The 25,007-nt window shown below is 66.0% G+C and carries 15 protein-coding genes and 1 pseudogene; 8 read left to right on the top strand and 8 right to left on the bottom strand.

The features are described 5' to 3' along the window. The first annotated feature begins 208 nt into the window (after positions 1-208). Positions 209-1,522: an Nramp family divalent metal transporter gene (locus tag I9018_RS20000; RefSeq protein WP_241107325.1), complete on the top strand. Its 1,314-nt coding sequence runs from the start codon at positions 209-211 to the stop codon at positions 1,520-1,522. A gap of 110 nt (positions 1,523-1,632) precedes the next feature. On the opposite strand, the pseudogene I9018_RS19995 reads toward I9018_RS20000, so the two are convergent. Continuing rightward, a pseudogene (locus tag I9018_RS19995) lies at positions 1,633-2,565 on the bottom strand (LysR family transcriptional regulator). A 112-nt stretch (positions 2,566-2,677) separates the two neighbouring features. Between I9018_RS19995 and I9018_RS19990 the strand changes: the two are divergent. Next, positions 2,678-3,181, top strand: a complete 504-nt coding sequence (locus I9018_RS19990) for a DMT family transporter (RefSeq protein WP_068582479.1) — start codon at positions 2,678-2,680, stop codon at positions 3,179-3,181. Between the two features lie 2 nt (positions 3,182-3,183). Then, positions 3,184-3,636, top strand: coding sequence for a DMT family transporter (locus I9018_RS19985; RefSeq protein ID WP_068582482.1), 453 nt, complete (start codon positions 3,184-3,186; stop codon positions 3,634-3,636). A 4-nt stretch (positions 3,637-3,640) separates the two neighbouring features. On the opposite strand, the gene I9018_RS19980 is transcribed toward I9018_RS19985, so the two are convergent. The 4 genes from I9018_RS19980 to glcD are packed head-to-tail and all read right to left on the bottom strand — an operon-like array spanning position 3,641 to position 7,853. Then, positions 3,641-4,048, bottom strand: coding sequence for a heme-binding protein (locus I9018_RS19980; protein ID WP_124348041.1), 408 nt, complete (start codon positions 4,046-4,048; stop codon positions 3,641-3,643). A gap of 17 nt (positions 4,049-4,065) precedes the next feature. Further along, positions 4,066-5,286, bottom strand: coding sequence for a glycolate oxidase subunit GlcF (glcF, locus tag I9018_RS19975; protein WP_241107324.1), 1,221 nt, complete (start codon positions 5,284-5,286; stop codon positions 4,066-4,068). A gap of 3 nt (positions 5,287-5,289) precedes the next feature. Beyond that, on the bottom strand, positions 5,290-6,354 hold the full coding sequence (gene glcE, locus I9018_RS19970) for a glycolate oxidase subunit GlcE (RefSeq protein ID WP_241107323.1): 1,065 nt from the start codon (positions 6,352-6,354) through the stop codon (positions 5,290-5,292). Further along, positions 6,354-7,853 (bottom strand): glycolate oxidase subunit GlcD, encoded by a 1,500-nt coding sequence (gene glcD, locus I9018_RS19965; protein ID WP_241107322.1) that lies wholly within the window; start codon positions 7,851-7,853, stop codon positions 6,354-6,356. Before glcD ends, glcE begins: the two co-directional genes overlap by 1 nt. 232 nt (positions 7,854-8,085) lie before the next feature. On the opposite strand from glcD, the gene glcC reads away from it, so the two are divergent. Next, entirely contained in the window at positions 8,086-8,853 is a 768-nt protein-coding gene (glcC, locus tag I9018_RS19960; RefSeq protein ID WP_241107321.1) for a transcriptional regulator GlcC, read from the top strand. A gap of 49 nt (positions 8,854-8,902) precedes the next feature. On the opposite strand, the gene I9018_RS19955 is transcribed toward glcC, so the two are convergent. Continuing rightward, positions 8,903-9,130: a DUF6555 family protein gene (locus I9018_RS19955; protein ID WP_068582221.1), complete on the bottom strand. Its 228-nt coding sequence runs from the start codon at positions 9,128-9,130 to the stop codon at positions 8,903-8,905. Positions 9,131-9,359: 229 nt separating this feature from the next. Between I9018_RS19955 and I9018_RS19950 the strand changes: the two genes are divergently transcribed. The 3 genes from I9018_RS19950 to I9018_RS19940 all read left to right on the top strand — a co-directional run bounded on the left by I9018_RS19950 (position 9,360) and on the right by I9018_RS19940 (position 11,534). Continuing rightward, complete coding sequence (locus I9018_RS19950; RefSeq protein WP_068582246.1) at positions 9,360-10,136, top strand: helix-turn-helix transcriptional regulator; 777 nt, start codon at positions 9,360-9,362, stop codon at positions 10,134-10,136. Positions 10,137-10,363: 227 nt separating this feature from the next. Beyond that, positions 10,364-10,537, top strand: a complete 174-nt coding sequence (locus I9018_RS19945) for a DUF1427 family protein (protein ID WP_083236002.1) — start codon at positions 10,364-10,366, stop codon at positions 10,535-10,537. 40 nt (positions 10,538-10,577) lie between these two features. Beyond that, positions 10,578-11,534, top strand: coding sequence for a zinc-binding alcohol dehydrogenase family protein (locus I9018_RS19940; RefSeq protein ID WP_241107320.1), 957 nt, complete (start codon positions 10,578-10,580; stop codon positions 11,532-11,534). A 180-nt stretch (positions 11,535-11,714) separates the two neighbouring features. On the opposite strand, the gene I9018_RS19935 is transcribed toward I9018_RS19940, so the two are convergent. Further along, a complete protein-coding gene (locus I9018_RS19935) occupies positions 11,715-12,743 on the bottom strand; it encodes a purine nucleoside permease (protein WP_241107319.1) in 1,029 nt (342 codons plus the stop codon). Positions 12,744-12,842: 99 nt separating this feature from the next. Then, complete coding sequence (locus tag I9018_RS19930) at positions 12,843-13,799, bottom strand: nucleoside-specific channel-forming protein Tsx (protein WP_241107318.1); 957 nt, start codon at positions 13,797-13,799, stop codon at positions 12,843-12,845. Between the two features lie 552 nt (positions 13,800-14,351). Between I9018_RS19930 and I9018_RS19925 the strand changes: the two genes are divergently transcribed. After that, on the top strand, positions 14,352-24,839 hold the full coding sequence (locus I9018_RS19925; protein ID WP_241110178.1) for an autotransporter-associated beta strand repeat-containing protein: 10,488 nt from the start codon (positions 14,352-14,354) through the stop codon (positions 24,837-24,839). The last annotated feature ends 168 nt before the right edge of the window (positions 24,840-25,007 follow it).

The raw sequence follows: 25,007 nt of genomic DNA, 5'->3' as shown, positions 1-25,007 counted from the left end.
CCAGGTTGCAGGAAGGGCGGCAGGGCATCGCCTGCCCGAGTTGTTGCGGAGTCAGCCACGGAGAAAACCTTGCAAGGGTGGAACGACGTCCGGCCCGGGCCGGAACCTGCGCAGCATACTCGCCTTGGCCGATGAATTTCAGGCTTGGGCGGTCGCGGCGAAACCTCTAAGCTGGGCACCTGCTTCAAGCCGCCGTGGAATCCCCCTTGTGAAATTCAGCCTGCCGAAAATCGCCACCGCTCCTTTCTGCCCGCCGGAAGTGGCCGGTTCCGTCACCGTCGACCCCCGTGCCTCGCTGTTCAAGCGCCTGCTGCGTTTTGCCGGTCCCGGGTTGCTGATTTCCATCGGCTACATGGACCCGGGCAACTGGGCCACGGCCATCGAGGCCGGTTCGCGCTATGGCTACAGCCTGCTGTTCGTGGTGCTGCTGGCGAGCCTGGCGGGCATGGTGGTGCAGTGCCTTTGCTCACGCCTGGGCATCGCCACCGGACGTGACCTGGCGCAGCTCTGCCGCGAGCGCTACAGCCCACGTTCGGCGCGGGTCCAGTGGTTGCTGGCAGAGGTCTCGATCATCGCCACCGATCTGGCCGAAGTGCTGGGCTGCGCCCTGGCTTTCCACCTCTTGCTGGGAGTCTCGTTGAGTACGGGGATCGTCATTACCGCCTTCGATACCTTGCTGGTACTGGCTTTGCAGAACCGTGGTTTTCGCCGGTTGGAAGCGATCATGCTGGCGCTGGTGGCGACCATCGGCGTGTGCTTCTTCATCGAATTGTTGCTGATCAAGCCCCACTGGCCGGACGTGGCCCGGGGCTTCACCCCGTCGCTGGCGGCCATCAGCGATGCCGCGCCGCTGTACCTGGCCATCGGCATCCTCGGTGCTACGGTGATGCCGCACAACCTGTACCTGCATACCTCGGTGGTCCAGACCCGGCTGGTGGGCAAGGACCTTGCCAGCCGCAGCGATGCGATCCGCCTGGCGCGCATCGATACCATCGGCTCCCTGGCCCTGGCGCTGCTGGTGAACGCGGCGATCCTGATCCTCGCCGCCGCGGCCTTCCACAACACCGGGCACAGCGACGTGGTGGAGATCCAGGATGCCTACCACCTGCTCAATCCGCTGGTGGGCGGGGCCCTGGCCAGCGTGCTGTTCGGCGTGGCACTGCTGGCCTCCGGGCAGAGCTCGACCTTCACCGGGACCATCGCCGGCCAGGTGATCATGGAGGGTTACCTGAACCTGCGGATTCCCTGCTGGCAGCGCCGCCTGATCACCCGCGGCCTGGCGTTGATCCCGGCGTTCATCGGCGTCTGGCTGCTGGGCGACGGCGCCGTGGGCAAGCTGCTGGTGCTGAGCCAGGTGGTGCTCAGCCTGCAATTGCCGTTCGCCCTGTACCCGTTGATCCGCATGACCAACGACCCGCGCCTGATGGGCGTCTTCGTCAACCGCTGGCCGACCCGCTGGCTGGCCTGGAGCCTGTTCGCCGTGATCAGCGCAGCCAATGCCTGGCTCATAGCTAGCCTTTAGCGGCAAGCTTCAAGCCAGAGCCAGAGCCAAAGCCAGAGCGTCCAAGCAAAGGCTGATCACGTCCGTCTTTCAACTTGCCGCTTGCAGCTTGCAGCTTGAAGCTGATCGCGCTAGCGATCCCAATACGGTATTGGCCCGAATGTCTCGACGAAGAAGTCGATCACCGTGCGGACCTTCACCGACAGGCGCCGGCTGCCCGGCCACAGGGCGGCGATCTGTTGCGGTTCGAGGCTGGTGGCCACTTCGAAATCCTCGAACAGCGCCACCAGCCGGCCCTGGTGCAGGGCCTCGCCGATCAGCCAGGAAGGAAACATCACCAGCCCCAGGCCTTGTTCGGCGGCCTGGGTCAGGGTGTCGGCGTGGTTGCCGGTCAGTGGGCCCGTGACGCTGTAGGGCGTCCAGGACTCCTGGCCCTGGCGGAAGAACTAGCGTTGCTGGCCGCTTTCGCCCTTGTAGGCCAGGCATTGGTGCTGGTGCAGCTGGTCGGGGTGCTGGGGGTGGCCGTGACGGGCCAGGTAGCCCGGGCTGGCGGCGACCCGGTAGCGCTGGGGTGCCAGTAGCCGGGCCTGCATCGAGGAGTCTCCCAGCACGCCGATGCGAAACAGCAGGTCGGTGCCGTCCTGCAACGGGTCGATGTAGCTGTCGGTCTGCTGGATATCCAGTTGCAGCTTGGGGTAGCGCCGGTGCAGTTCGCCCAGCCAGGGCGAGATATGCCGTTGGCCGAACACCACCGGCGCGTTGATCCGCACCAGCCCGGTCGGCTCGTCCTGCTGTTCTTGCAGGGCCTGCTCGGCTTCTTCCCATTGCGCCAGCACCCGCCGGGCATGGTGCCCCAACAGGCGCCCGGCCTCGGTGGGGCTGACCGCCCGGGTATGGCGATACAGCAACTGTTGGCCCAGGGCCTGTTCCATCAGCTGGATCTGCCGCGAAATGGAGGAGGGCGCTAGCCCCTCGCGCCGGGCCACGGCAGAGAAACTGCCCTGGTCGAGCACCGCGATGAACAGCCGCAGGGCCTTGAAACCCAGGTCGTTGAAGCCTTGCATGGGGAATCCTTGCTGTGCGCTTTATGCAAAGGTGTTGTCGGCATGCTCCCATTTATCGCAAAGCATGGGCAACCAATAATGTTCGCCATTCCATGAACCGAACAGGTGCCCCATGTCTTGCGAAACCCTTGACCCAACGCTGCCACCGCCAGTGGCCAGCGCTGTATCCACTGCCGGCTGGCAACGCCTGGCCCTGCTGCCGCTGGTGATCCTGGCCGGCATGGGCCTGTCGGTGGAGGCCGGCTTGCTCGGCCCCCTGGGAGCCCAAGTCGGCCACCTGTGGGCGACCCTGAGCATCTTCGGCGTCGGCGCGGCGTTGCTGGCCTTGCTGTTGCTGTTCAGTGGCCCGCAGCCGGGGCCGGCCTTGAGCCAGCTGCCGCGCTGGCAGTTGCTGGGCGGAGTGCTGGGGCCGATCTACGTGGTGGTGTTGACCCTGGCCACCCCCCATATCGGCATTGCCATGACCATGATCGCGATTCTTTCCGGCCAGGTCGGCAAGAGCGTGCTGATCGACCACTTCGGCTGGTTCGGCAGTGCCCGCAAACCGGTCAACGCCGAGCGTTGGCTGGCCCTGGTGCTGATCGTCGGCGCCCTGATCCTGATTGCCCGAGGTTGAACATGAACCTGATCCTATTGCTGGTGGTCGTGGTGGCCGCAGGTGCGGTGCTCAGTGTGCAGGCGGCGATCAACGGCCGCCTGGGGCAGAGCGTGGGGGTGCTGCGCAGCAGCCTGCTGACTTTCGCCGTGGGTGCCCTGGTCACCTCGCTGCTGATCGTGTTCTTCCAGCCGCCCCAGGCCATGGGCCTGTTGCAGGCGCCCAAATGGCAGCTCAGCGGCGCGCTGTTCGGCGTGGTGTACATGCTGGTGATGGTTGGCGCGGTGCCCCGGGTCGGGACTGCCGTGGCGACGGTGGCGGTGATCCTCGGGCAGTTGGGCATGGGCATGTTGATCGACCATTTCGGCTGGTTCGGCAACCCGGCCATGGCACTCTCCGGCAACCGTATCCTGGCGATGCTGTGCCTGGCCCTGGCCTTGCTGTTCATGTACCGCAGCAGCCTGCGCCGTAGCTGAGGGCTCAGGAGCCTTCCAGGCAGTTGGCGGCCACTTGCGCCACCTGGGCATCTTCGCCGGAGCGCACGCCGGACACGCCCACCGCGCCGACCACTTGGCCATCCACGCGAATCGGCACGCCGCCTTCCAGGGAGGTCAGCAGCGGCGCTGAGAGAAAGGCGCTGCGCCCGGCATTGACCATGTCTTCGTAGGCCTTGGACTCACGCCGGCCCAGGGCGGCGGTGCGGGCTTTCTCTAAGGCGATGTAGGCACTGATCGGTGCGCAGCCGTCCAGGCGCTCCAGGGCCAGGGGATGGCCGCCATCATCGACCACGGCGATGCTCACCGGCCACTGCTGGCGGTGGGCCTCGGTGCGGGCGGCGGCGAGGATGCGGCTGACGTCGTCTTGGCACAACACGGCTTTGTGGTGCATGGCAGGCTCCAGGGGGTTCAAGGGTTGAGGGCGGCGTCCAGCAGTTCGATCCAGTGGCGTACCGGGGTGCGCCCGGCGCCATCCAGGTGGCTCTGGCAGCCGATGTTGGCCGTAGCGATCACGTCCGGGCTGCCGCTTTCCAGGGCCCGCAGCTTGTCGTCGCGCAGTTGCCGGGCCAGGGCGGGCTGGGTTAGCGAATAGGTGCCGGCCGAGCCGCAGCACAGGTGGCCGTCGGGCACTGAAGTCAGGTTGAAACCCAGGCGTTGCAGCAGGCTTTCCACGGCGCCGCCCAGTTGCTGGGCATGTTGCAGGGTGCAGGGGCAATGGACGGCCAGGCGCTGTCCACTGCGTACTTGCAGCGCTGCCAGAGGTTCGGCCCGCACCACCTCCACCAGGTCCCGGGCCAGGGCGCTGACTTGCTGCGCCTTGGCGGCATAGGCCGGGTCGTCGGCCAGCAGGTGCCCGTAGTCCTTGACGAAGGCGCCGCAGCCGCTGGCGGTCTGGACGATGGCCTCGGCACCTTGTTGCAGGTGCGGCCACCAGGCATCGATGTTGTGCCGGGCCCGCTGGCGGCCGCGCTCCTGGGCATCCAGGTGGTAGTCCACGGCGCCGCAGCACGCGGCCTCGGCCACCGGCTGCACGCTGATGCCCAGGCGATCCAGGACCCGGCTCGCGGCCGCGTTGGTGTTGGGCGACAGCCCCGGCTGCACGCAGCCTTCGAGCAGCAGCACGCGCCGCGCGTGGACCCTGTCCGGGCGCACGCCGGCGGTGGATACCTGGCGCGGCAGTTTGTCTTGCAGGGCCTGGGGCAGCAGTGGGCGCAAGCGGCTGCCGCCCAGCACCAGTGTCTTGAACAGCTGCGGGTTGCCCGCCAGGGCCCGCAAGCCCTGGCGCAGCAGGCGCTGGCCGGCGGGCCGGGGCAGGGCGGCGTCCACCACTGCCCGGCCGATGTCCAGCAGGTTGTGGTACTCGACGCCCGATGGGCAGGTGGTCTCGCAGTTGCGACATGACAGGCAGCGGTCCAGGTGCAACTGCGCCTGATGGGTGACCGCGGCGCCCTCCAGTACCTGCTTGATCAGGTAGATGCGGCCGCGCGGCCCGTCCAGCTCGTCGCCCTGCACCTGGTAGGTGGGGCAGGTGGCGTTGCAGAACCCGCAATGCACGCAGCTGCGCAGGATGCGTTCGGCTTCGGCGGCCCGTGGCAACTGCCGGGCCTCGGGGCTGAGGGTGGTCTGCATGGGTCAGAGCTCCGCGTAGAGTCGGCCGGGGTTGAAGATACCCTGGGGATCGAGCTGCGCCTTGAGGCGTTGGTGATAGTGCAGCAGGGTCGGTTCCAGGGGTTGGAAGGGGCTGTCCAGCAGGCCATGGCTGTAGCAACTGGCATGACCGCCGGCGGCGCTGGCCACGGCGCGGATGCGCTCGGCCGGAGCATCGGACTTGAGCCAGCGCTGGGCGCCGCCCCAGTCCAGTAATTGGATGCCGGGCAACGCAAGCTCCGGGGTGTTGTGCGGCAACGACAGGCGCCAGAGCGGCAGGCCGGGGTCGAAGAAGGGCAGTTGCTGCTCGTTGAGTCGGTTCCAGTAGCGGCTGTCCAGGGGCTCGCCGCCGAGCCGATCGCGGGCCGCGGCCACCGAGCCTTCGCCCCCTTCCAGGCGCAGGTGCAGGAAGCTGCCATCGTGGCAGGCGGCACTGATGGGCAACGGCTGCTGGCCCCATTGCGCGAGCCTGGCCAGGGCTTGCCCGGCAGGCAGTTCCAGGCTCAGGCTCAGGCAGTGGCGGGGCTTGGGCAGCACCTTCAGCGAGACTTCGGTCACCAGAGCCAGGCAGCCGTAGCTGCCGGCCATCAGCCGCGACAGGTCGTAGCCGGCGACGTTTTTCATCACCTCGCCACCAAAACGCAGGTGCTGGCCCAGGCCGCTGATGATCCGGGTGCCAAGGACGAAGTCACGCACCGCCCCGGCCCAGGGCCGACGAGGCCCGGACAGGCCAGTGGCGAGCATGCCGCCCAGGGTGGCACCGGTACCGAACGCCGGCGGCTCGCAGGGCAGCATCTGCCCGGCGGCATCCAGTACCGCCTGCAATTCGCTAAGCGGCGTCCCGGCCCGGGCACTGATCACCAGTTCGGTGGGGTCATAGCTGACGATGCCGCGATGGACCCGGGTATCGAGGATTTCGCCAGCGCTGTCGCGACCCAGGAACGCCTTGCTGTTGGAGCCCTGGATGCGTAGTGGGGTGGCGTTGTCCAGGGCGTCGCGTACCTGCTCCAGCAGGGCTTCGCTGGCGTCGCAATCGGTGGGGGCGGCCATCAGAATCGCTCCAGTTCGGGAAAGGGCAGTTGTCCATGGTGGATGTGCATGGCCCCGGCCTCGGCGCAGCGGTGCAGGGTCGGGATGTTCTTGCCGGGGTTGAGCAGGCCCAGGGGGTCGAAGGCGCGCTTGATGCCGTGGAACAGGCTCAGCTCGTCGCTGCTGAACTGCACGCACATCTGGTTGATCTTCTCCCGGCCCACGCCGTGCTCACCGGTGATGGTGCCGCCCACGGCCACGCACAGCTCGAGGATCTTGCCGCCCAGGGTTTCCGCCCGCTCAAGTTCCCCGCTCTGGTTGGCATCGAACAGGATCAACGGGTGCATGTTGCCGTCGCCGGCATGGAACACGTTGGCCACCCGCAGCTGGTGCTCGGCGGCCAGCCGGGCAATGCCGTGCAGCACGGCGGGCAGTTGGCGCCGGGGAATGGTGCCGTCCATGCAGTAGTAGTCCGGCGACAAGCGGCCCACCGCCGGGAAGGCATTCTTGCGCCCGGCCCAGAACCGCGCGCGCTCGGCCTCGTCCCGGGCCAGGCGCACTTCGCTGGCGCCGGCCTGTTGCAGCAGTTGGCGCACCCGCTCGCAGTCGTCGTGGACATCGGCCTCGACCCCATCCAGCTCGCACAGCAGCATGGCCTGGGCGTCCACCGGGTAGCCGGCATGGATGAAGTCTTCGGCGGCGCGGATCGCCAGGTTGTCCATCATCTCCAGGCCGCCGGGGATGATGCCTGCGACGATGATCGCTGCCACCGCCTGGCCGGCGTTCTCCACCGAGTCGAAGGCCGCCAGCAGCACCTTGGCGATCTGCGGTTTGGGCAGCAGCTTGACCGTGACTTCGGTGATCACCCCCAGCAGCCCCTCGGAACCGGTGAACAGCGCCAGCAGGTCGAAGCCCGGTGAGTCCAGGGCCTCGCTGCCCAGGGTCAGGGGTTGGCCCTCGACGGTGAGCATCCGCACCTGGAGCAGGTTGTGCACGGTCAGGCCGTATTTCAGGCAGTGCACGCCACCGGCGTTTTCCGCGACATTGCCACCGATGGAGCAGGCGATCTGCGACGACGGGTCGGGGGCGTAGTACAGCTCGTAGGGCGCCGCGGCCTGGGAGATCGCCAGGTTGCGCACCCCAGGTTGCAGGTGCGCGCAGCGCGCGGCGGGGTCGATCTTGAGGATGTCCTTGAACCGAGCCATCACCAGCAGCAGGCCCTTTTCCAGGGGCAGGGCGCCGCCGGACAGGCCGGTACCGGCGCCCCGGGCCACCACCGGTACCCGTTGCTGGTGGCAGATCTTGAGGATCTGCTGCACTTGCTCCAGGCGCCGGGGCAGGGCCACCAGCAGCGGGGTGCTGCGGTAGGCGCTCAGGCCGTCGCATTCGTAGGGCTTGAGCTGCTCCTGGCGGTCCAGCAGTTCCAGGTCCGGCAGCTGGCTGCGCAGGGCGTGGATCAAGGCCTGGCGGTCGACCTCGGGCAGGGCGCCGTCGAGGCGTTCATCGTAGAGAATCGTCATGGCTGGCGAATGACCTTGTGTCGTTGTTATCAGGTCGCGACTGCATCACGCATGCCTTGCATCATTGGCCCGGGGCGCCTTAGTGTCCATGTGCGCCGGCAATGGTCGAACCACTTTATTGTTGGCCGCTGTCCCGGGTTTTCGGTAAACCCAAGTAACTTCAACAGCTTGCAAGTGAACCTGGAGCGGGCCGCGAACCGCTAGATGACTGGTCATACCAGTGGGGGACGAGATGCAGGACAAGCCAGCAGGGCCACGCTTGCAGGTGGCCGATGTGGTCTGTGGGCGGATCGAGCGACTGATCGTCGACGGCGTATTCAAGACCGGCCAGCGGTTGCCCTCCGAGCGGCGCCTGAGCGCCAAGCTCGGGGTCTCGCGCACGGCCCTGCGCGAGGGCCTGAAGCTGCTGCGGGCCCGGGGCATCATCGACACAGTGCAAGGCCGTGGCTCGCAGGTGGCTCAACTGTCGGCCCCGGCGGCGGGCTCGCCGTTGCTGCACCTGTTCAGCTCCCAGCCACGGACCCTCTACGACCTGCTGGAGGTTCGCGCGCTGCTGGAGGGAGAGTCGGCGCGGCTGGCGGCCTTGCGTGGCACCGAGGCGGATTTCGTGCTTATCGGTCGCAGCTACCAGGCAATGCTGGAGGCCCATGAGCAGGCCCTGGAACCCGCTGCCCAGGCGCGCCTGGACCACGCCTTCCACCTGGCCATCTGCGAGGCTTCGCACAATCCGGTGCTGGTGCAGACCCTGGGCTCGCTCAATGGCCTGTTGCTCAATTCGGTGTTCGCCTCGGTCAACAACCTCTTTCACCGGCCATTGCACAAGCGCCAGATCGACCGCCAGCATGCGCGCTTGTACCACGCGGTCACCGGTCGCTTGCCGGAACAGGCGCGCAAGGCCGCGCAGGCCCATATCCAGGGCATTGCCCAGGGCCTCAAGGAGATCGAAGACGAGGAGCAGCGCTTGGTGCGGGCGACCCTGCGCCTGCAAGGCTGGGATTGAATCGCAGGTAAGCGCGGAGGGGGCCGGGCGGCTCCCTCCGTACGCCCGGCTAGACCGAAGGACGCCAGGTGACGTTCTCGATACCGAACTTTTCCGCCATGGGGCGGCTGGTCTTCTTCACTTGCTCACGCCCGAACCGGCCGATGCGGCCGACTCCGGCGTCGCAACTGGCCCAGTGCCAGGCCTCGGCATTGTCCATCTTCTCCTGGCGGATGATGAAGGACTTGGGGTTGCCATGGAGGGTGTACTCGATGACGAAGAGCTTTGCGTTGTTCATAAAGCGTTGATTCCTCCCTGTGATCCTTGAAGTGATTCTGTGGGAACGGAAAAATTCATTCCGATTACCCGCTCGGGCTACCAACGGTTGCTGTGCCGCAGGTGCTATCCCAATGCATGGGCTGCATGTCCCGACGTATCGGATCGAATGCGGGGGGGGGCGGGCGATGCTGGCGGCGCCTGGGGCGGCTGGTTACCATGGGCTCCCGCCGATCCAGCACGACCTTGCCATGGCCCTAGCCGCACCTCCCGACCTTTCGGATACCGCGATTCCCGTACAACCCCTGGCGCGCACCTACCCGCGCGGGCTGTTCGTCGAGCCCCACGAGCACGACTGGGGCCAGTTGCTGTATGCCATGAGCGGGGTGATGTGGGTCGAGACGCCCCATGAGGCCCTGGTGGTGCCGCCGCAACGGGCGGTCTGGTTGCCGCCGGGTGTGGTCCATGGCATCCGCGTGGTCAGCGACCTGCAGATGCGCAACATCTACCTGCGCCCGTCCCTGGCGGCGACCCTGGATGCCAGGGTCCAGGTGCTGCAAGTGGATACCTTGCTGCGGGAGTTGATCGTGCGCCTGGTGGAGCTCGAACCGCCCCAGCCTGACTACTACGAGGCCCTGGTGGGCCTGGCCCTGCTGGAGCTGCAACGGGCCCGGCGCTCGGAGTTGAAGATCGTCTTGCCCGATGCCGCCGACCGTCGCCTGTGCAGCCTGTGCCAGGCGGTGATGGCGGCGCCGTCCCTGGAGATTTCCTTCGAGCAGCATGCCGAGGCCGTCGGGGCCAGCGTGCGCACCCTGGCGCGGCTGTTCAAGGAGCGCCTGGGCCTGGGCTTTGCCGAGTGGCGGCGCCAGGTGCAATTGGCCACGGCGGCGGCGGAGCTGATCCAGGGCGTGCCGGTCAGCCGGATCGCCCGGGAGCTGGGTTACTCCCCCAGCAGTTTCAGCGACATGTTCCGCCGCGAGCTGGGTGTCGCCCCCTCGCAGTACGTCGCTGGCCAGCCCTCGGCCTGAGACACCGCGATGCTTTGGCCGATAGCCTGAAGTACTTGGCCGATGCCACTGTCTCCTTGCCTCTAGAATCCACTCCATACCTGTAGTCGCTACCGAGCCTGCGAGGCTGCGTTCAGGGACGCAGGACCGTGGCCCTGCGGGCCATGCGCAGCCTGCGGCAGCGGCTGCATGAAACGACGCGGTGGTTGTAGCCGAGCCCATGCACCACGGCCTTTTGGGAGTGAACCATGAATTACCTGATGTCCCTGGCAGCCGGCCTGTTGGTCGGGCTGCTCTACGGTGCCTTGCAGGTGCGCTCCCCGGCACCGCCGGCCATCGCCCTGGTGGGGCTGCTGGGCATGCTCGGTGGCGAACAACTGTGGCCCCTGGGCCGCCAACTGTTCAGCCAGTGGTGGTCCTGAGCGCTGATTTTCGACTCTTTCCCGACCTATGGAGCCTTTGATGAAAGCATTGCAATTTTCCGCCACCGGCGACCTCGCATCCTTGCAACTGGTGGAGGTCCCGACCCCGGTGCCCGGCCCTGGCCAGGTGCTGGTACGGATCAAGGCAGCGGGCCTGAACCCCAGCGATGTGAAGAACGTCCTCGGGCGTTTTCCCTACACCACGTTGCCACGGATTCCCGGACGGGATTTCGCCGGGGTGGTGGAGCAGGGGCCGGACGACTTGATCGGCCAGGAAGTCTGGGGCACCGGCAGGGACCTGGGTTTTTTCGCCGACGGCAGTCATGCCCAGTACGTGGTGTTGTCGGCCAGGGGCGTGGCGCTCAAGCCCCGGCACCTGAGCTTTGCCCAGGCCGCGAGCCTCGGTGTGCCCTATACCACCGCCTGGGATGCCCTGGAGCGTAGCGGCGTGGTGGCCGGTACCCGGCTGTTGGTGATCGGCGGCGGCGCCGTGGCCACTGCGGCCCTGGCCCTGGCCAAGGTTCGTGGCGCCCAGGTGCTGGCGGCGGCGCGTCGACCGGAGCAAGTGCAGGCATTGCAGGCCCAGGGTTATCCGGCGCTGCAACTGGCGCAGCCGGAGAGCCTCGCGACCCAGGTGGGCGAGCATTATGCCGGCGGCGCCGAGGTGATCTTCGACACCACTGGCTTCTGGCTGCCGGCAGCGGTGCCGGCCTTGGCCACGTTCGGCCGGATCGCCATCATCGCCGCGCCGGTGGATGGCCATGTGCAGTTGCCGGCGCTGGCCCTGTATCGCAGGGGCGGCTCGGTAGTGGGGATCAATTCGTTGCTGTATGGCGTCGAGGAATGCGCGGCGATGCTGGAGCAGTTCGGTCGCTATTTCGATGAAGGTTTGTTGCCGCTGCCCGAGGGATTGCTGGAATCGCCACTGGAGCAGGGGCTGGAGCGCTATGCCGAGGTCAACCAGGGTGGCGGCGACAAGGTGATCCTGATTCCTTGAGGCGGGCAGCGCCGGGGGGCGTTGAAGGCCCTGCGGGCCTTGGCCCAGCTTTGCGGGCTCAGCAGCGGCTACAGGGTTTGCTTGTGTAGCCGCTGCCGCAGGCTGCGCACGACCTGCAGGGTCGGCGCAGTTTCAGAGGTCCGGCTGTGGCCACAGGTAGGGGTAGGGCCGATCACGGGATCACTGCGGGACGCCGTGTTCCCAGCTCGACCAGTTCTTGAGGATGTCTTGCACCAGTGGGTTGCCGGCCCGGTAGAGGTTTTCCAGCGCCGGCACGAAACCGCCCTGGTCGGCGTACTTGAGCAGGTTGTCCACTTCGCTGGCACCGGGGGCTGGGCGGTCGAAGTCCGAGCCGGCGCGCAGTACCGCCAGGCGCTGGACGTCCACCAGGCCTTCGCGACTGGCCCGCAGCAGCGCCTCGTAGGTGGAGTTGTCTTCCTGCTGGGTGGTGCAGTAAACGCCCTTGTTGTCGGTGAGCAAGCGGGTCCAGACCTCGGCCCGTTCGCTCAAGCGCGTACCGGAGAACCAGGTATTGCCGGCCAGGGTGTCGCAGCGGGTGACCACCGGCGGCTGGTTGGCCGGAGCCTGGGGGTACTTGAGGCGCCAGGCCGCTGATTCCTTGCTTTCGCTCAAGGTCACCTTCTGGCTCAGGGCAAACGCCTTGGCCTGGAGTTTCGGGTTGAGCTCGAACACTTCGGTCTTGTAGTCCAGGGGCGGCTTCTCATTGGGGCCCTTGGTGTTGATCCCCAGGTAGCCGGTCGGCCACTCCTTGGGCGCATCACGGGAGTCGAGCTCCCACTGGGTGCCGAACTCCACCAGGTAATGGGCCCAGGCCGCGGTGCCGATGGTGCCTTGATGCGGGCTGATGCCGGCAATCCCGGCAATCAGGAAGTAACTCTTGCGCAGGTCGAACTTCGGCGACATCGCCAGGGCCAGGGTCGAGGCCGCGGCGTTGGTCTGGCCCATGCCGGTGGTCAGCAGGCACACCTGCCGGTCGTTGCTGCAGCTGATATCCGGATATTCTCCCGCCAGCCCCGGTACCCGTACCTTGTGCTTGAGTTCCAGGCGCTCGATCCAGTTCTGCGCTTCCGGAGCGAACATGCTGATCAGCACCACCTTGGGCTTGATCGGCGCCTCATTGGCCCAGGCCCCGGTGGCCAGCACCGCGCCCAGGCCCACTATCCACGAAACTTTCTGAATGCCGCGCATAACACCTCCATGATTGCCGTTGACCGGCGCTGATCCTGATCGATCCAGGTTGCAACTGTTGTTGTCTTGCCGCTTGTTGCTCGATATGTGCCGCTGTCGCTAGAACTGGTAGCCGACCCCGGCGTAGTAGCCCCAGCCGTTTGAGCGGGCGCGGAACTCACCGTCACCGAAATTCAACACGCTGCCGTCCTCCCAATTGCCACCGTTGTGGAAATAGCGCCCCACTAACATGAAGCGCAAGTGGGTGAAGGAATACAGCAGTACGTTGGTGGCCACCGTGGCGTTGGCCGTGCGGGCCGGGTTGTCCTTGTGCAGGTCGGAGCCGAAGTCGAAGTTGGTAAAGCCGATGTAGGTCAGCGACGCGCCGTTGCTGAATTTGTCGATGGGCACGATGTACTTGAGCTGGGCGCGGTAGCCGTCCCAGGAGTATTCATTGCTGGCGCCATAGTTTTCCCACTGGTAGCGACCGTAGAAGTTGGCTGACAGGTTGACCCGCGAATGGGTGTCGATGTCGGTGCCCAGGCCGCTGTACAGGGTGTTGGCGCGGTTGGCGGTGCGGCTGCCGTGGTCGTAGATCCAGTCGAAGGCTACATACCACTCCTTGATCGGGCCGATGGCCAGGCTGCGGCCGGCCAGGTAGTCGATGGAGATACGCGGTTCGTGTTCCATGAACAGCGGCGAGCCATGGTCCCAGACACCCTTGTCGTGGCTGTTGCCGATATTGAGGATCTTCGGCAGGTCGATGTAGCCATACAGCTCGAATGGCCCCTTGCGTCCGAAGTATTCGTATTCCAGGTAGACGTCGTCCGCCGGGCGTGGGCCGAAGCTGATGTCCTTGCTGCCGATCAGCATCAGGTCCTGGTTGTACCAGTCGGAAAGGTAGGCACCGGGTTTGGCCGGTTGCACGTCCTTGCTCAGGCCTTCGCCCTGGGCCGATTCGTCCGGGGTGGCGGGTTGGGCCAACAGGGCAGGGCTGAGTAGTCCGGTAACGATGCCCAGTAGCAGGGAAACGCTGCGTGGGTACGAGCGCGCGGTGGGCCTGGAAGTGGCATGCATTGAAAATCCTTGTTCGTGCGGGATGGGATCAGGTTTGGGCAATCATCGGCGAATAGCCTGGATTCCCAGGTGCGCAAACGTTTGCATGTGTCGTACCAACTTGCATTGGCCAGGTCTGGAGCAGCTCTTCGGGCCCAGGGCAGGGCGGCGGCGGCCATGAAGGGGAATGAGTTTGAAAGAGGGAATAAGTGCACTGAAATAGGGCGATCGTTGCACCCCGAGACTTGCCGAAGAGTAAGAGGTTATTTCTTTAACTAATTGATAATTATCGGGTATTTATGAATTTTTGCCGCTAAAGGCGCCCACATACTTCCAAAGTATTAATGCTATTTGATGGTGCATGGCCATTAGGCAGCTGTCATGGCGTCGTCTAGGTTTCTGCCCAAGGAATTTTACCAATGGTCAGGTTTCAGGCGTCGATGCGAGTAGTAGAGGGCTAAGCACCCTGTGAGAAGTACGCATTTTTACGGATGAAAAGCCTGCTCACGAAAGGAGTCGCTCGTGAACGTTCGTCATGCCAGGGATGTGTTTGTCAATCTGTCTCCTCTGTCCATGGCCATCCGCCTTGGAATAGCCGGCCTGCTCTGGAGCCTGGCCAGCCCAGCTGCCATGGCAGCCTGTTCACCAGCCAACCCGGTGGCCAACGACACCGTCAACTGCACTGGCAATGCCACAGCGACCCTGACCAACGCCTTCGCCAGCTCTGCCGATAACCTGACAGTCAACGTCGGCGCAGGTGCGACGTTCAACTCATTACTCGGCGGCACGGCAATCAGCCTCACCGGCAACGGCATTACCTTCAACAACAACGGAACCGTCGATCCGGCCCTGCTCGGGCTGGTGACCCTGCTCAGCAATGGCGCGGTGATCGGCAACGGTTCCGCCGGGGTGGTCAACGTCAACAACAGCGCCACCGGTACGCTGAACGGTACTGCTGGCATCCTCGGCCTGAACCTGGGCACGCTCAACGGCATGGCGCTGAACATCAACAACGGCGCGGGCGGCAGCACCACCATCGTCAACAACGGCAGCATCGGTTCCTCGGCATTGCTGGGCCTGACCCTGCTCTCTGCCGATGCGCCGGTGGTGGCGGTGCGAGGGGGCTCCCAGGTCAACATGACCAACAACGGCACCCTGGTGGGCCGGGTAGCGTTCCAATCCTCGACGGCTGGCAACAACTTCACCAACACCGGGCAGATCACCGGCGGCGTGTCCCTGGGCGCTGGCAGTACCAACAGCTTCACCGCGGTCACCGGCTCCTCGGTCAGCAGTGGCGGTGGGATCGGCATCGCCCTGGGCGGCCTGCTGGGGGTCGACCTGACATTTGCTCCTACGGGGCAGATCGACGGTGGCGCTGGCGGTTCCAACACCCTGTTGTTGCAAAACACCCTGGGCGTGGGTGGCGGCACCACCGGCAGCGGCACGGTTTCCAGTGCCAACTACGTCAATTTCAACAACCTGGTCCTCAACAGCGGCACCTGGACACTGCAGGGGCCGGTGGTCAGCGGCAATACCACGCTCAATGGCGGGGTGGCCCTGTACAACAACAGCGCCACCTTCGGCAGCGGCCTGCTGACCTCCAATGGTGGTGTGCTGCAAGCCAGTACCGCCGGCCTGACCCTGAACAACCTGATCAGCCTGGGCGCTGGCGGCCTGACCCTGCAAGGCAGCAACGACACCACCCTGGCCGGGGTGATTTCCGGTGGCGGCGGGCTGGTCAAGTCCGGCGCCGGGCAACTGACCCTCAATGGCGCCAATACCTACACCGGCAGTACCACGCTCAATGGCGGCACGGTGCAAGTGGGCAACAACCAGGCCTTCAGCACTTCCACCGTGACCCTGGGCGGCGCGGCCACCTTGAGCGCGCCAGGCACCGTCAACCTGGGCAATAGCTTGGTGCTCAACAACGCCTTGAGTACCAGCGGTGTCGGCGCGCTGACCCTGTCCGGCGTCCTCAGCGGCAGTGCCGCGCTGAACAAGGGCGGCACTGGCAGCCTGACCCTGAGCGGCAACAACACTGGCTTCAGCGGCACCACCAACCTCAATGCCGGCAGCCTGATCCTGGGCAACAACAATGCCTTGGGCAGTGGCTTGTTAAGCACGGCCGGTGGCACCACCCTGGATACCAACACCGCCATCAGCCTGGGCAACGCCCTGGCCCTGGCCGGCAACCTGACCCTGGGCGGCAGCAATGCCCTGACCCTGGGCGGCCTGGTCAGCGGTGCCGGTGGCCTGATCAAGAACGGCAGCGCCGACCTGACGCTCAATTCGGCCAATGCCTACCTGGGCAACACCGCCCTGAATACCGGGCGCTTGATTGTCGGCAATGCCGGCGCCCTGAGCACCGGCACCCTCAACGCGGCGGCCGGTACGACGCTGGATGCCAACACCGCCTTGAGCCTGGGCAACAACGTCAACCTGGCCGGCGCCCTGACCATTGGCGGCACCCAGAACCTGGGACTGTCCGGGCAGATCAACGGTGCCGGTGGGCTGAACAAGAACGGCACGGCAAGCCTGACCCTGTCCGGCAATAACGGCTTCCTGGGCAACACCAACCTCAACAGCGGGTCGTTGATCGTCGGCAGCAACCTGGCCCTGGGCCTGGGCGTGCTCAATACCGCCGCCGGCACTACCCTGGACAGCAGCACCGCGGTGTCCCTGGGCAATACCCTGAACCTGGCCGGCAACCTCAACCTGGCCGGCAGCAACGCGCTGACCCTGGGCGGGCTGATCACCGGCACCGGTGGCCTGACCAAGAACGGCACGGCCAACCTGACCCTCAATGGCAACAACACCTATCAGGGTGGGAGCCTGATCAATGGCGGGACCGTGACCCTGGGCAACAGCGGGGCACTGGGTACAGGCACCGTGACCATAGGGGGGGCCACGACCCTGGTCGGTACGACCAACCTGGACCTGCTCAATACCATGGTGCTCAATGCCGACCTGACCCTGAACGGGGGCACCAACCAGTGGATTCTGGATGGCGATATCAGTGGCACCAACGGCCTGGTCAAGAACGGCACCGGCAACCTGACCCTCAACGGAACCAATACCTACGCCGGTGGCCTGGTGCTCAATTCCGGCGGCCTGGTCCTGGGCAACGCTTCGGGCCTGGGCACCGGTACCCTGACGCTTTCGGGCTCCGGTTCGCTCAGTGCCAGCAGCGCCATGAGCGTCAGCAACGCGATCAACCTCAATGGCGGCAACCTGACGGTGGCAGGCAGCAACCCCTTGACCCTGAGCGGGAACATCAGTGGTTTCACCGGGTTGATCAAGAGCGGTGCTTCCAACCTGACCTTGAGCGGCACCAACACCTACCAGGGCAGCACCCTGCTGGCGAGCGGCACGCTGACCTTGGGCTCCAACAGCGCCTTGGGGACGGGGCCGCTGGTCGCCATGAACGGCACCTCCCTGGACGCCAGCACCGCAGTCACTGTCGGCAACGGCATCACCCTCAATGGCGCGATGACGGTGGCCGGCAGCAACGCCCTGACCCTGGGCGGCGTGCTCACCGGCGCAACCGGCAGCCTGATCAAGAATGGCAGCGCCGACCTCACGCTCAACGGCGCCAATCTCTACCAGGGCAATACCACCCTCAATGCGGGTCGCTTGATCGTTGGCAATAACCAGGCCCTGGGCACCGGCACGCTGAATGCGGCCGCCGGCACCACCCTGGACAGCAATACCGCAGTGAGCCTGGGCAACCAGGTGAACCTCGGCGGCGGGGTCACTATCGGTGGCAGCGCCGACCTGACCCTGGCCGGAGTGGTCGGCGGGATCGGCAGCTTGATCAAGAACGGCAACGCCAACTTGACCCTGAACGGCACCAACACCTACCAGGGCGGCACCACGCTCAACGCCGGGACCCTGACCCTGGGCAACAATGGCGCCCTGGGCAACGGAGTGTTGACCGTGGCTGGCGCGGCAAACCTGGACAGCGCACCAGGTATCAGCCTGAACAACAACCTGACCCTCAATGCCAACCTGACCCTGCCCGGCAGCAACGACCTGACCCTGGGCGGGGTCATCGGTGGTACGGGGCAATTGATCAAGAACGACACGACCAACCTGACGCTCAACGGCATCAACACCTACCAGGGTGGCACCGCGCTCAATGCCGGGACCCTGACCCTGGGCAACAGCGGGGCCCTGGGCACCGGCGCCCTGACCGTTGGCGGCGCCGCGACCCTGGACAACAGCACGCCAATGGCCCTGGGCAACAACCTGACCCTCAATGCCGACCTGACCCTGGCCGGCAACAACAACCTGATCCTGGCTGGGGTGATCGGCGGCAGTTCCGGGTTGATCAAGGACGGCCTGGCGGACCTGTCCCTGAGTGGCAACAACACCTTCAGCGGACCCTTGAACGTGCTGGCCGGCAGTGTGACCACGCTCTCCAGCGGCGCCCTGGGCAACAGTTCCGGGGCCAACATCAGCGCGGGCGCCAGCCTCAACCTGGGCGCCAATGCCAGCCTTGGCGGGTTGACCGGCAGCGGCTCGGTGCAACTGAGCCCCGGGGTGGCGCTGAGTGTCGGTGGAAGTAACGCCAGCTCGGTGTTCAACGGCGACCTCAGTGGCAGCGGGCAGTTGACCAAGGTCGGCAGCGGCACCCTGACCCTGGGCGGCATCAATGGCCTGACCGGCAACAGCCTGGTCAGCGGCGGCACCCTGAAGGTCGATGGTTCCCTGGCCAGCGGCACGGTCAACGTCGCCAGCGGCGGGACCCTGACCGGCTCCGGTTCGTTGCTGGGCGCCCTGGATGTGGCGTCTGGTGGCCATCTGGCGCTGAATTCGGGCAATACCCTGTCGGTGGGCTCGCTGGTGCTCAACAGCGGCGCCAACCTGGACGCCAACCTTGGCGCGCCGTCCACCACTTCGCTGCTCAATGTCGGCGGCAACCTGACCCTGGGCGGCCAGCTCAACGTCAGCGATGCCGGTGGTTTCGGTGTGGGCGTCTATCGCCTGATCAACTACACCGGCAGCCTGGTGGACCAGGGGCTGAACGTGGCCAGCGTGCCGCTGGGCTTCAATCTCGGCGACTTGGTGGTGCAGACCAGCGTCGGCAACCAGGTCAACCTGCTGGTATCGGGGGGGACCAACATTCGCTTCTGGGACGGCAGCCAGACAGTGCCCAATGGCGCGGTCGATGGTGGCAGCGGCACCTGGGACTCGCTGAACAGCAACTGGACCTCGGTCAATGGCACCCTCAACCAGACCTGGGGTAACGGTTTTGCGGTCTTCCAGGGCACGGCGGGTACGGTCAACGTGGCCGGGGCGCAGAGCTTCAGCGGCATGCAGTTCGTCACCGACGGCTACCAGTTGGTCGGGGCCCCCGGTGGTTCGCTGACGGCGGTCAACGGCAGCGGTGGCAATACCTCGATCCGCGTCGACCCGAACGCCACCGCCACCCTTGGCGTGGCGATCAACGGCAGCGGCACCCTGGCCAAGCTCGACAGCGGCACCCTGGTGCTCAATGGCACCAACAGCTATAGCGGCGGCACTTCGCTGCAGGGCGGTACCCTGGTGGTGGGCAACAACAGCGCCCTGGGCACAGGCGCCTTGAGCACCGCCAATGGCACCACCCTGGACAGCAACACGGCGGTCACCCTGGGCAATGCCGTGACCCTGGCCGGTGCACTGAATATTGCCGGTTCCAACGCCCTGACCCTGGGTGGGGCGATCGGTGGCAGCGGCAGCCTGGTCAAGAACGGCAGCGCCAGCTTGACCCTGGGCGGCAACAATACCTACCTGGGGCCTACCGCGTTGAACGCGGGCGGCCTGATCCTGGCCAGCAACACCGCCTTGGGTGGCGGAGCGCTGAATGCGGCCGCGGGCACCACCCTGGACGCCAGCACTGCGGTCAGCCTGGCCAACGCCCTGAACCTGGCCGGCAACCTGGGCATCGGCGGTACCGCCGACCTGACGCTGGGTGGCGCGGTCAACGGTGCAGGCGGCCTGACCAAGAATGGTGCAGCCAACCTGACCTTGAACGCCAGCAACGGCTTCAGTGGTGGCACCCAGCTCAATGCCGGCACCCTGACCCTGGGTGACAACAGTGCCCTGGGCGCGGGAGCCCTGACCGTGGGCGGCGCTGCGACCCTGGACAATGGCAGTGCCCTGAGCCTGGCCAACGCCATGACCCTCAATGCCAACCTGACCCTGGTCGGCAGCCACGACCTGGCACTGGGCGGGACCATCGGCGGTGCCGGCCAGTTGATCAAGAACGGCGCCGGCAACCTGACCCTGGACGGGGTCAACAACTACCAGGGCGGTACCTTGCTCAACGCCGGCACCCTGACCCTGGCCCAGGCCACGGCCCTGGGCAGCGGCGCGCTGACCGTGGGCGGCACCGCGACCCTGGCCAACAGTGCGCCGCTGGTGCTGACCAACGACCTTAACGTCAATGCCGGGCTGACCCTGGCCGGGGCCAACGACCTGACCCTGGGCGGCGTGATTGCCGGCAGCGGGACCTTGACCAAGAACGGCGCGGCCAACCTGACCCTGAGTGGCAACAACAGTTTCAGTGGCCCCATCAACGTGCTGGCCGGCAGCCTGACCACCCAGAGCAGCGGTGCCCTGGGCAATAGCGCCGGCGTCAACCTGGCCGCTGGCAGCAACCTCAACCTCGGAGCCTCGGCCAGCCTGGGCAGCTTGAGCGGCAGCGGTGCGGTGGCCATCGGCAGCGGCAATACCCTGACCTTGGGCAGCGGTAACCAGGGCAGCACGTTCGGCGGCAGCCTGGACGGCAGCGGGCAACTGATCAAGGCCGGTACCGGCACGCTCAATCTCAGCGGCACCAGCACCCTGAGCGGCAACACCCAGGTCAACGGCGGCACGCTGAACCTCAGCGGCTCGCTGGCCAGCGCCGCGGTCACGGTCAACAGCGGCGCGACCCTGACCGGCAACGGCAGCCTGGGCGGTGCCCTCACCGTGGCCGATGGCGGGCACCTGGCGCTGAGTTCCGGCAACACCCTGTCGGCAGGCTCATTGGTACTGGGCGCCAACTCCAACCTGGACGTGGGGCTCGGCGCACCGGTCAACGGTGGTGGCAATGCCCTGGTCAACGTCGGTGGCAACCTGACCCTGGACGGCACCTTGAACGTGAGCGACATCGGCGGCTTCGGCACCGGCGTCTATCGCCTGATCAACTACACCGGGGCGCTGACCGACAACGGCCTCAACTTCGGCACCCTGCCCGGCAGCGTGGTGCCAGGCGACCTGCAGCTGCAAACCGCCGTGGGCAACCAGGTCAACCTGCTGGTGAGTGCCCCCAACACCACCGTGCTGTTCTGGGATGGCTCGCAGACCACGGGCAACGGCGTGATCGACGGCGGCTCCGGTACCTGGGGCAGTGGCACCAGCAACTGGACGTCGGTCGATGGCAGCTCGAACCAGGCCTGGGGCGGCAGCTTCGCGGTGTTCCAGGGCAATGCCGGCACCGTAACCGTGAACGGCACGCAAAGCCTCACCGGCATGCAGTTCGTCACCGACGGCTACAACCTGGTAGGCGGCGTGGGCGGGGCACTGAACCTGGTCAATGGCGGTACCGGCAACACAGCGATCCGGGTCGATCCGAACGCCACCGCCACCCTCGGCGTGACGCTCACCGGCAGCGGCACCCTGGCCAAGCTCGACAGCGGCACCCTGGTGCTCAATGGCAACAACAGCTACAGCGGCGGCACCTCGCTGCAGGGCGGCACCCTGGTGGTGGGCAATGACAGCGCCCTGGGCAGCGGTGCCCTGAGCACCGCCAATGGCACCACCCTGGACAGCAACACTGGGGTGTCCCTGGGCAATGGACTGAACCTGGCTGGCGCATTGAACATCGGCGGTTCCAATGCCCTGACCCTGGGCGGTGTGGTCGGTGGCACCGGCAGCCTGGTGAAGAATGGCAACGCCAGCCTGACCTTGAACGGCGTCAATACCTACCAGGGCGGTACCTTGCTCAAGGCCGGGCAATTGATCCTGGGCAACGACAGCGCCTTGGGTACTGGCGCCCTGACGGTGAGCGGCAATGCCCAGCTCGACAGTCCGGTGGCCCTGCAGTTGGCCAACGCCATTACCCTTGGCGCGCAGTTGAACCTGGCCAACCAGCAGGCCCTGACCCTCAGTGGCGCGATCAGTGGCAATGGCTCGCTGGTGAAGAATGGCAGCGGCGATTTGCTGCTCAGCGGCGCCAACACCTACAGCGGCGGTACCACGCTCAACGCAGGCACCACCCGCGGCGATGCCAGCAGCTTGCAGGGCCCGATCCTCAACAACGCGGCGCTGATGTTCCAGCAGAACGCCAATGGCACCTATGCCGGCAACCTCAGCGGCAACGGCACCTTGATCAAGCAAGGCAGCGGCACGCTGTTGCTGACCGGCAACAACAGCTTTACCGGCACCACCCAGGTACAGGGCGGCTCGTTGCTGGTCAACGGCAGCCTGGCCAGCGGCAATGTGCAGGTGGCCAATGGCGCCAGCATTGGCGGTAGCGGCCAGCTCACCGGTACCGTACAGCTGGGCGATGGCGCCAGCCTCAAGGCCGGCGGCAGTGCCACGCCATTGTCCGTGGGCGGCCTGGTGCTGTCTTCCGGCACCAACCTGGACTTCAGCCTGGGCCAGGCCACCAGCTCCACCACGGCGGTCAACGTGGCCGGCAACCTCACCCTGGACGGCACCTTGAACATCACCGATGCCGGAAACTTCGGCGTAGGTGTCTACCAACTGTTCCGCTACGGCGGCACCTTGACCAACAACGGCCTGAACTACGGCACGCTGCCTGGTGGCGTGCTGCCGGGCTCCCTGAGCCTGCAGACCGCCCTGGCCAACCAGGTCAACCTGCTGGTACAGGGCGCGCCAGGCCAGGTGCAGTTCTGGAACGGCGGCCAGACCACGGCCAACGGCAGCATCGGTGGTGGCAGCGGCACCTGGGGCTCGTCCACCAACTGGACCGATCCCACCGGTACCCAGACCCAGGGCGCGGGCAACCAGTTCGTGATTTTCGGCGGGCAGGGCGGCACCGTGACCGTGGCCGGCAACCAGAGCTTCACCGGCATGCAGGTGCTCGACAGCGGCTATAACTTCGTCGCCGGCAGCAATGGCAGCCTGAGCCCTACCAATGGCAGCGATGGCAGCCTGGCCAAGGTACGGATCAATGGTGGAGTGGTGACCCAGATCGATGCACCGCTGGTGGGCAGCGGCGGTATCGAGAAAACCGATGCCGGGGTCTTGCTGCTCACGGGTGCCAACACCTACAGCGGCGGCACGACCGTCAGCGGCGGCACTCTGGCCGGTAATACCCGCAGCTTGCAAGGGCGGATGCTGGTCAACGCCCGGATGTTGTTCGCGCAGAACAGTAATGGCGTGTTCAACGGCCTGCTCAGTGGTACGGGTACGGTGGTCAAGCAGGGCGCTGGTTTGCTGCAGCTCAATGGTAACCACCCCTTCAGCGGCACCCTGGCGGTGGAGCAGGGCACTGTACAGATCGGCGACGCCCCGGCTTCCCTGGCTGGGCAGGTGGTGGTCAGCAATGGCGCGACCCTGGCTGGCAACGGCAGCGTCGGGGGGCTGGTCAACAATGGCCTGGTGAGTTCCGGCGGGCCGATCGGCAAGCTGGCGGTCACCGGCAACTTCAGCAACGGCAGCACCGGGACCCTGCAACTGACACCGACCTCGGCCACGAGCCCGGCGTTGCAAGTGGGTGGCACCGCCAACCTGGCGGGCAATCTGCAGGTCACCGGCCTGAACTACGGTGGCGGCACCACCAGCTACTCGCTGATCAACGCCGGTGGCGGCATCACCGGTACTTTCAGCAGCAGCAACCTGCCGCAACTGGTGTTCCTCGACACCTCGCTGGCCTACAGCGCCAATCAGGTGAACCTGAATGTCAGCCGCAACCAGACCGCCTTCGTCGACGTCGCCCAGACCCGCAACCAGCGCGGAGTGGCGGCGGCACTGGGCGCCTATTCGGGAGATGACGACGATCCGGCCGATCAGTTGAACGATCAGATCCTCGGCCTGGACCGGGCCGGGGCACAGAATGCGTTCAATAGCCTGTCCGGGGAAATCCATGCCAGTACGGTCAGCGCCTTGCTGGAGGATTCGCGCTACATGCGCGATGCCCTCAACGACCGCATGCGCCAGCCTGGCTGCAACAGTAGCCAGGACGACCCTCGGCAAGTGCTGGCCAGCCGTGAAAATCGCTTGAGCAGCAGCGGTTGCCAGGGCGAGATGGTGGGCTGGATGCGTGTATTGGGTACCTGGGGCGACATGTCCGGCAACAGCAATACCGCCAAGCTGGATCGCAACCTGTCGGGCTTCGTGCTGGGCAGCGACCGCCAGCTGGATGACACCTGGCGAGCCGGTGCGGCCGTGGGTTATACCCGCAGCGACCTGAAGGCCAGCCAGCGGCAGTCGGAAGCCACGGTCAACACCACCCACCTTGGGGCCTACCTCAATTCCCAGTTCGATGCCGTTGCGGTGCGCCTGGGGGCGGCCTACAGCTGGCACAAGATCGAGACCAAGCGTGACGTCGCCGTCGGCAGCTACAGCGATCGCCTGAAGGCCGACTACAACGCCCGCAGTGCCCAGGTCTTCGGTGAGGTCGGTTATGCCATGGACGCCGCGGGCGTGGCACTGGAACCTTTCGTCGGGCTGTCCTATGTCAACTACGACAGCGACACCGGCAAGGAGAAGGGCGGCGCAGCGGCACTCAAGGCCAAGGCCAGCCAGGACGTGACGTTCTCCACCGTTGGCCTGCGCGCGGGCAAGCGCATTACCTTGAGCAACGGCCAGCAGCTCACCCCTCGACTGGGCCTGGGCTGGCGCCATGCCTATGGCGATACCAAGCCGGATGCCGACCTGAGCTTCATCGATGGCGGCACCTCGTTCACGACCCAGGGCGTGCCGATCGCCAAGGACAGCGCGCTGGTCGAGGCCGGCCTGGACTATCAGGTCACGCCGGCTGGCAAACTGGGTATCGGCTACTCGGGGCAGCTGTCCGGGCAGACCAAGGACCATGCCATGACGCTCAACTTCTCCCTCGATTTCTGATCGGCCCGGGTGTTCGGCAGCCGCCTTCAGAGGCGGCTTTCCCGTTTCCCGGCAGCAATTCAAGGTTGCCGGCCGGCGGAAGAACGAAAGCGGGCCAGCGTTCTTGCAAGGCTCGGCGGGGCGCTGCAATGGTCGCCGATCATGACAGAAATCACTGTCGGTGCCGGA

The organism is Pseudomonas sp. MPFS, assembly GCF_022537035.1.
GTDB lineage: Bacteria > Pseudomonadota > Gammaproteobacteria > Pseudomonadales > Pseudomonadaceae > Aquipseudomonas > Aquipseudomonas sessilinigenes.
This window is presented reverse-complemented; position numbering and strand designations above follow the sequence as displayed.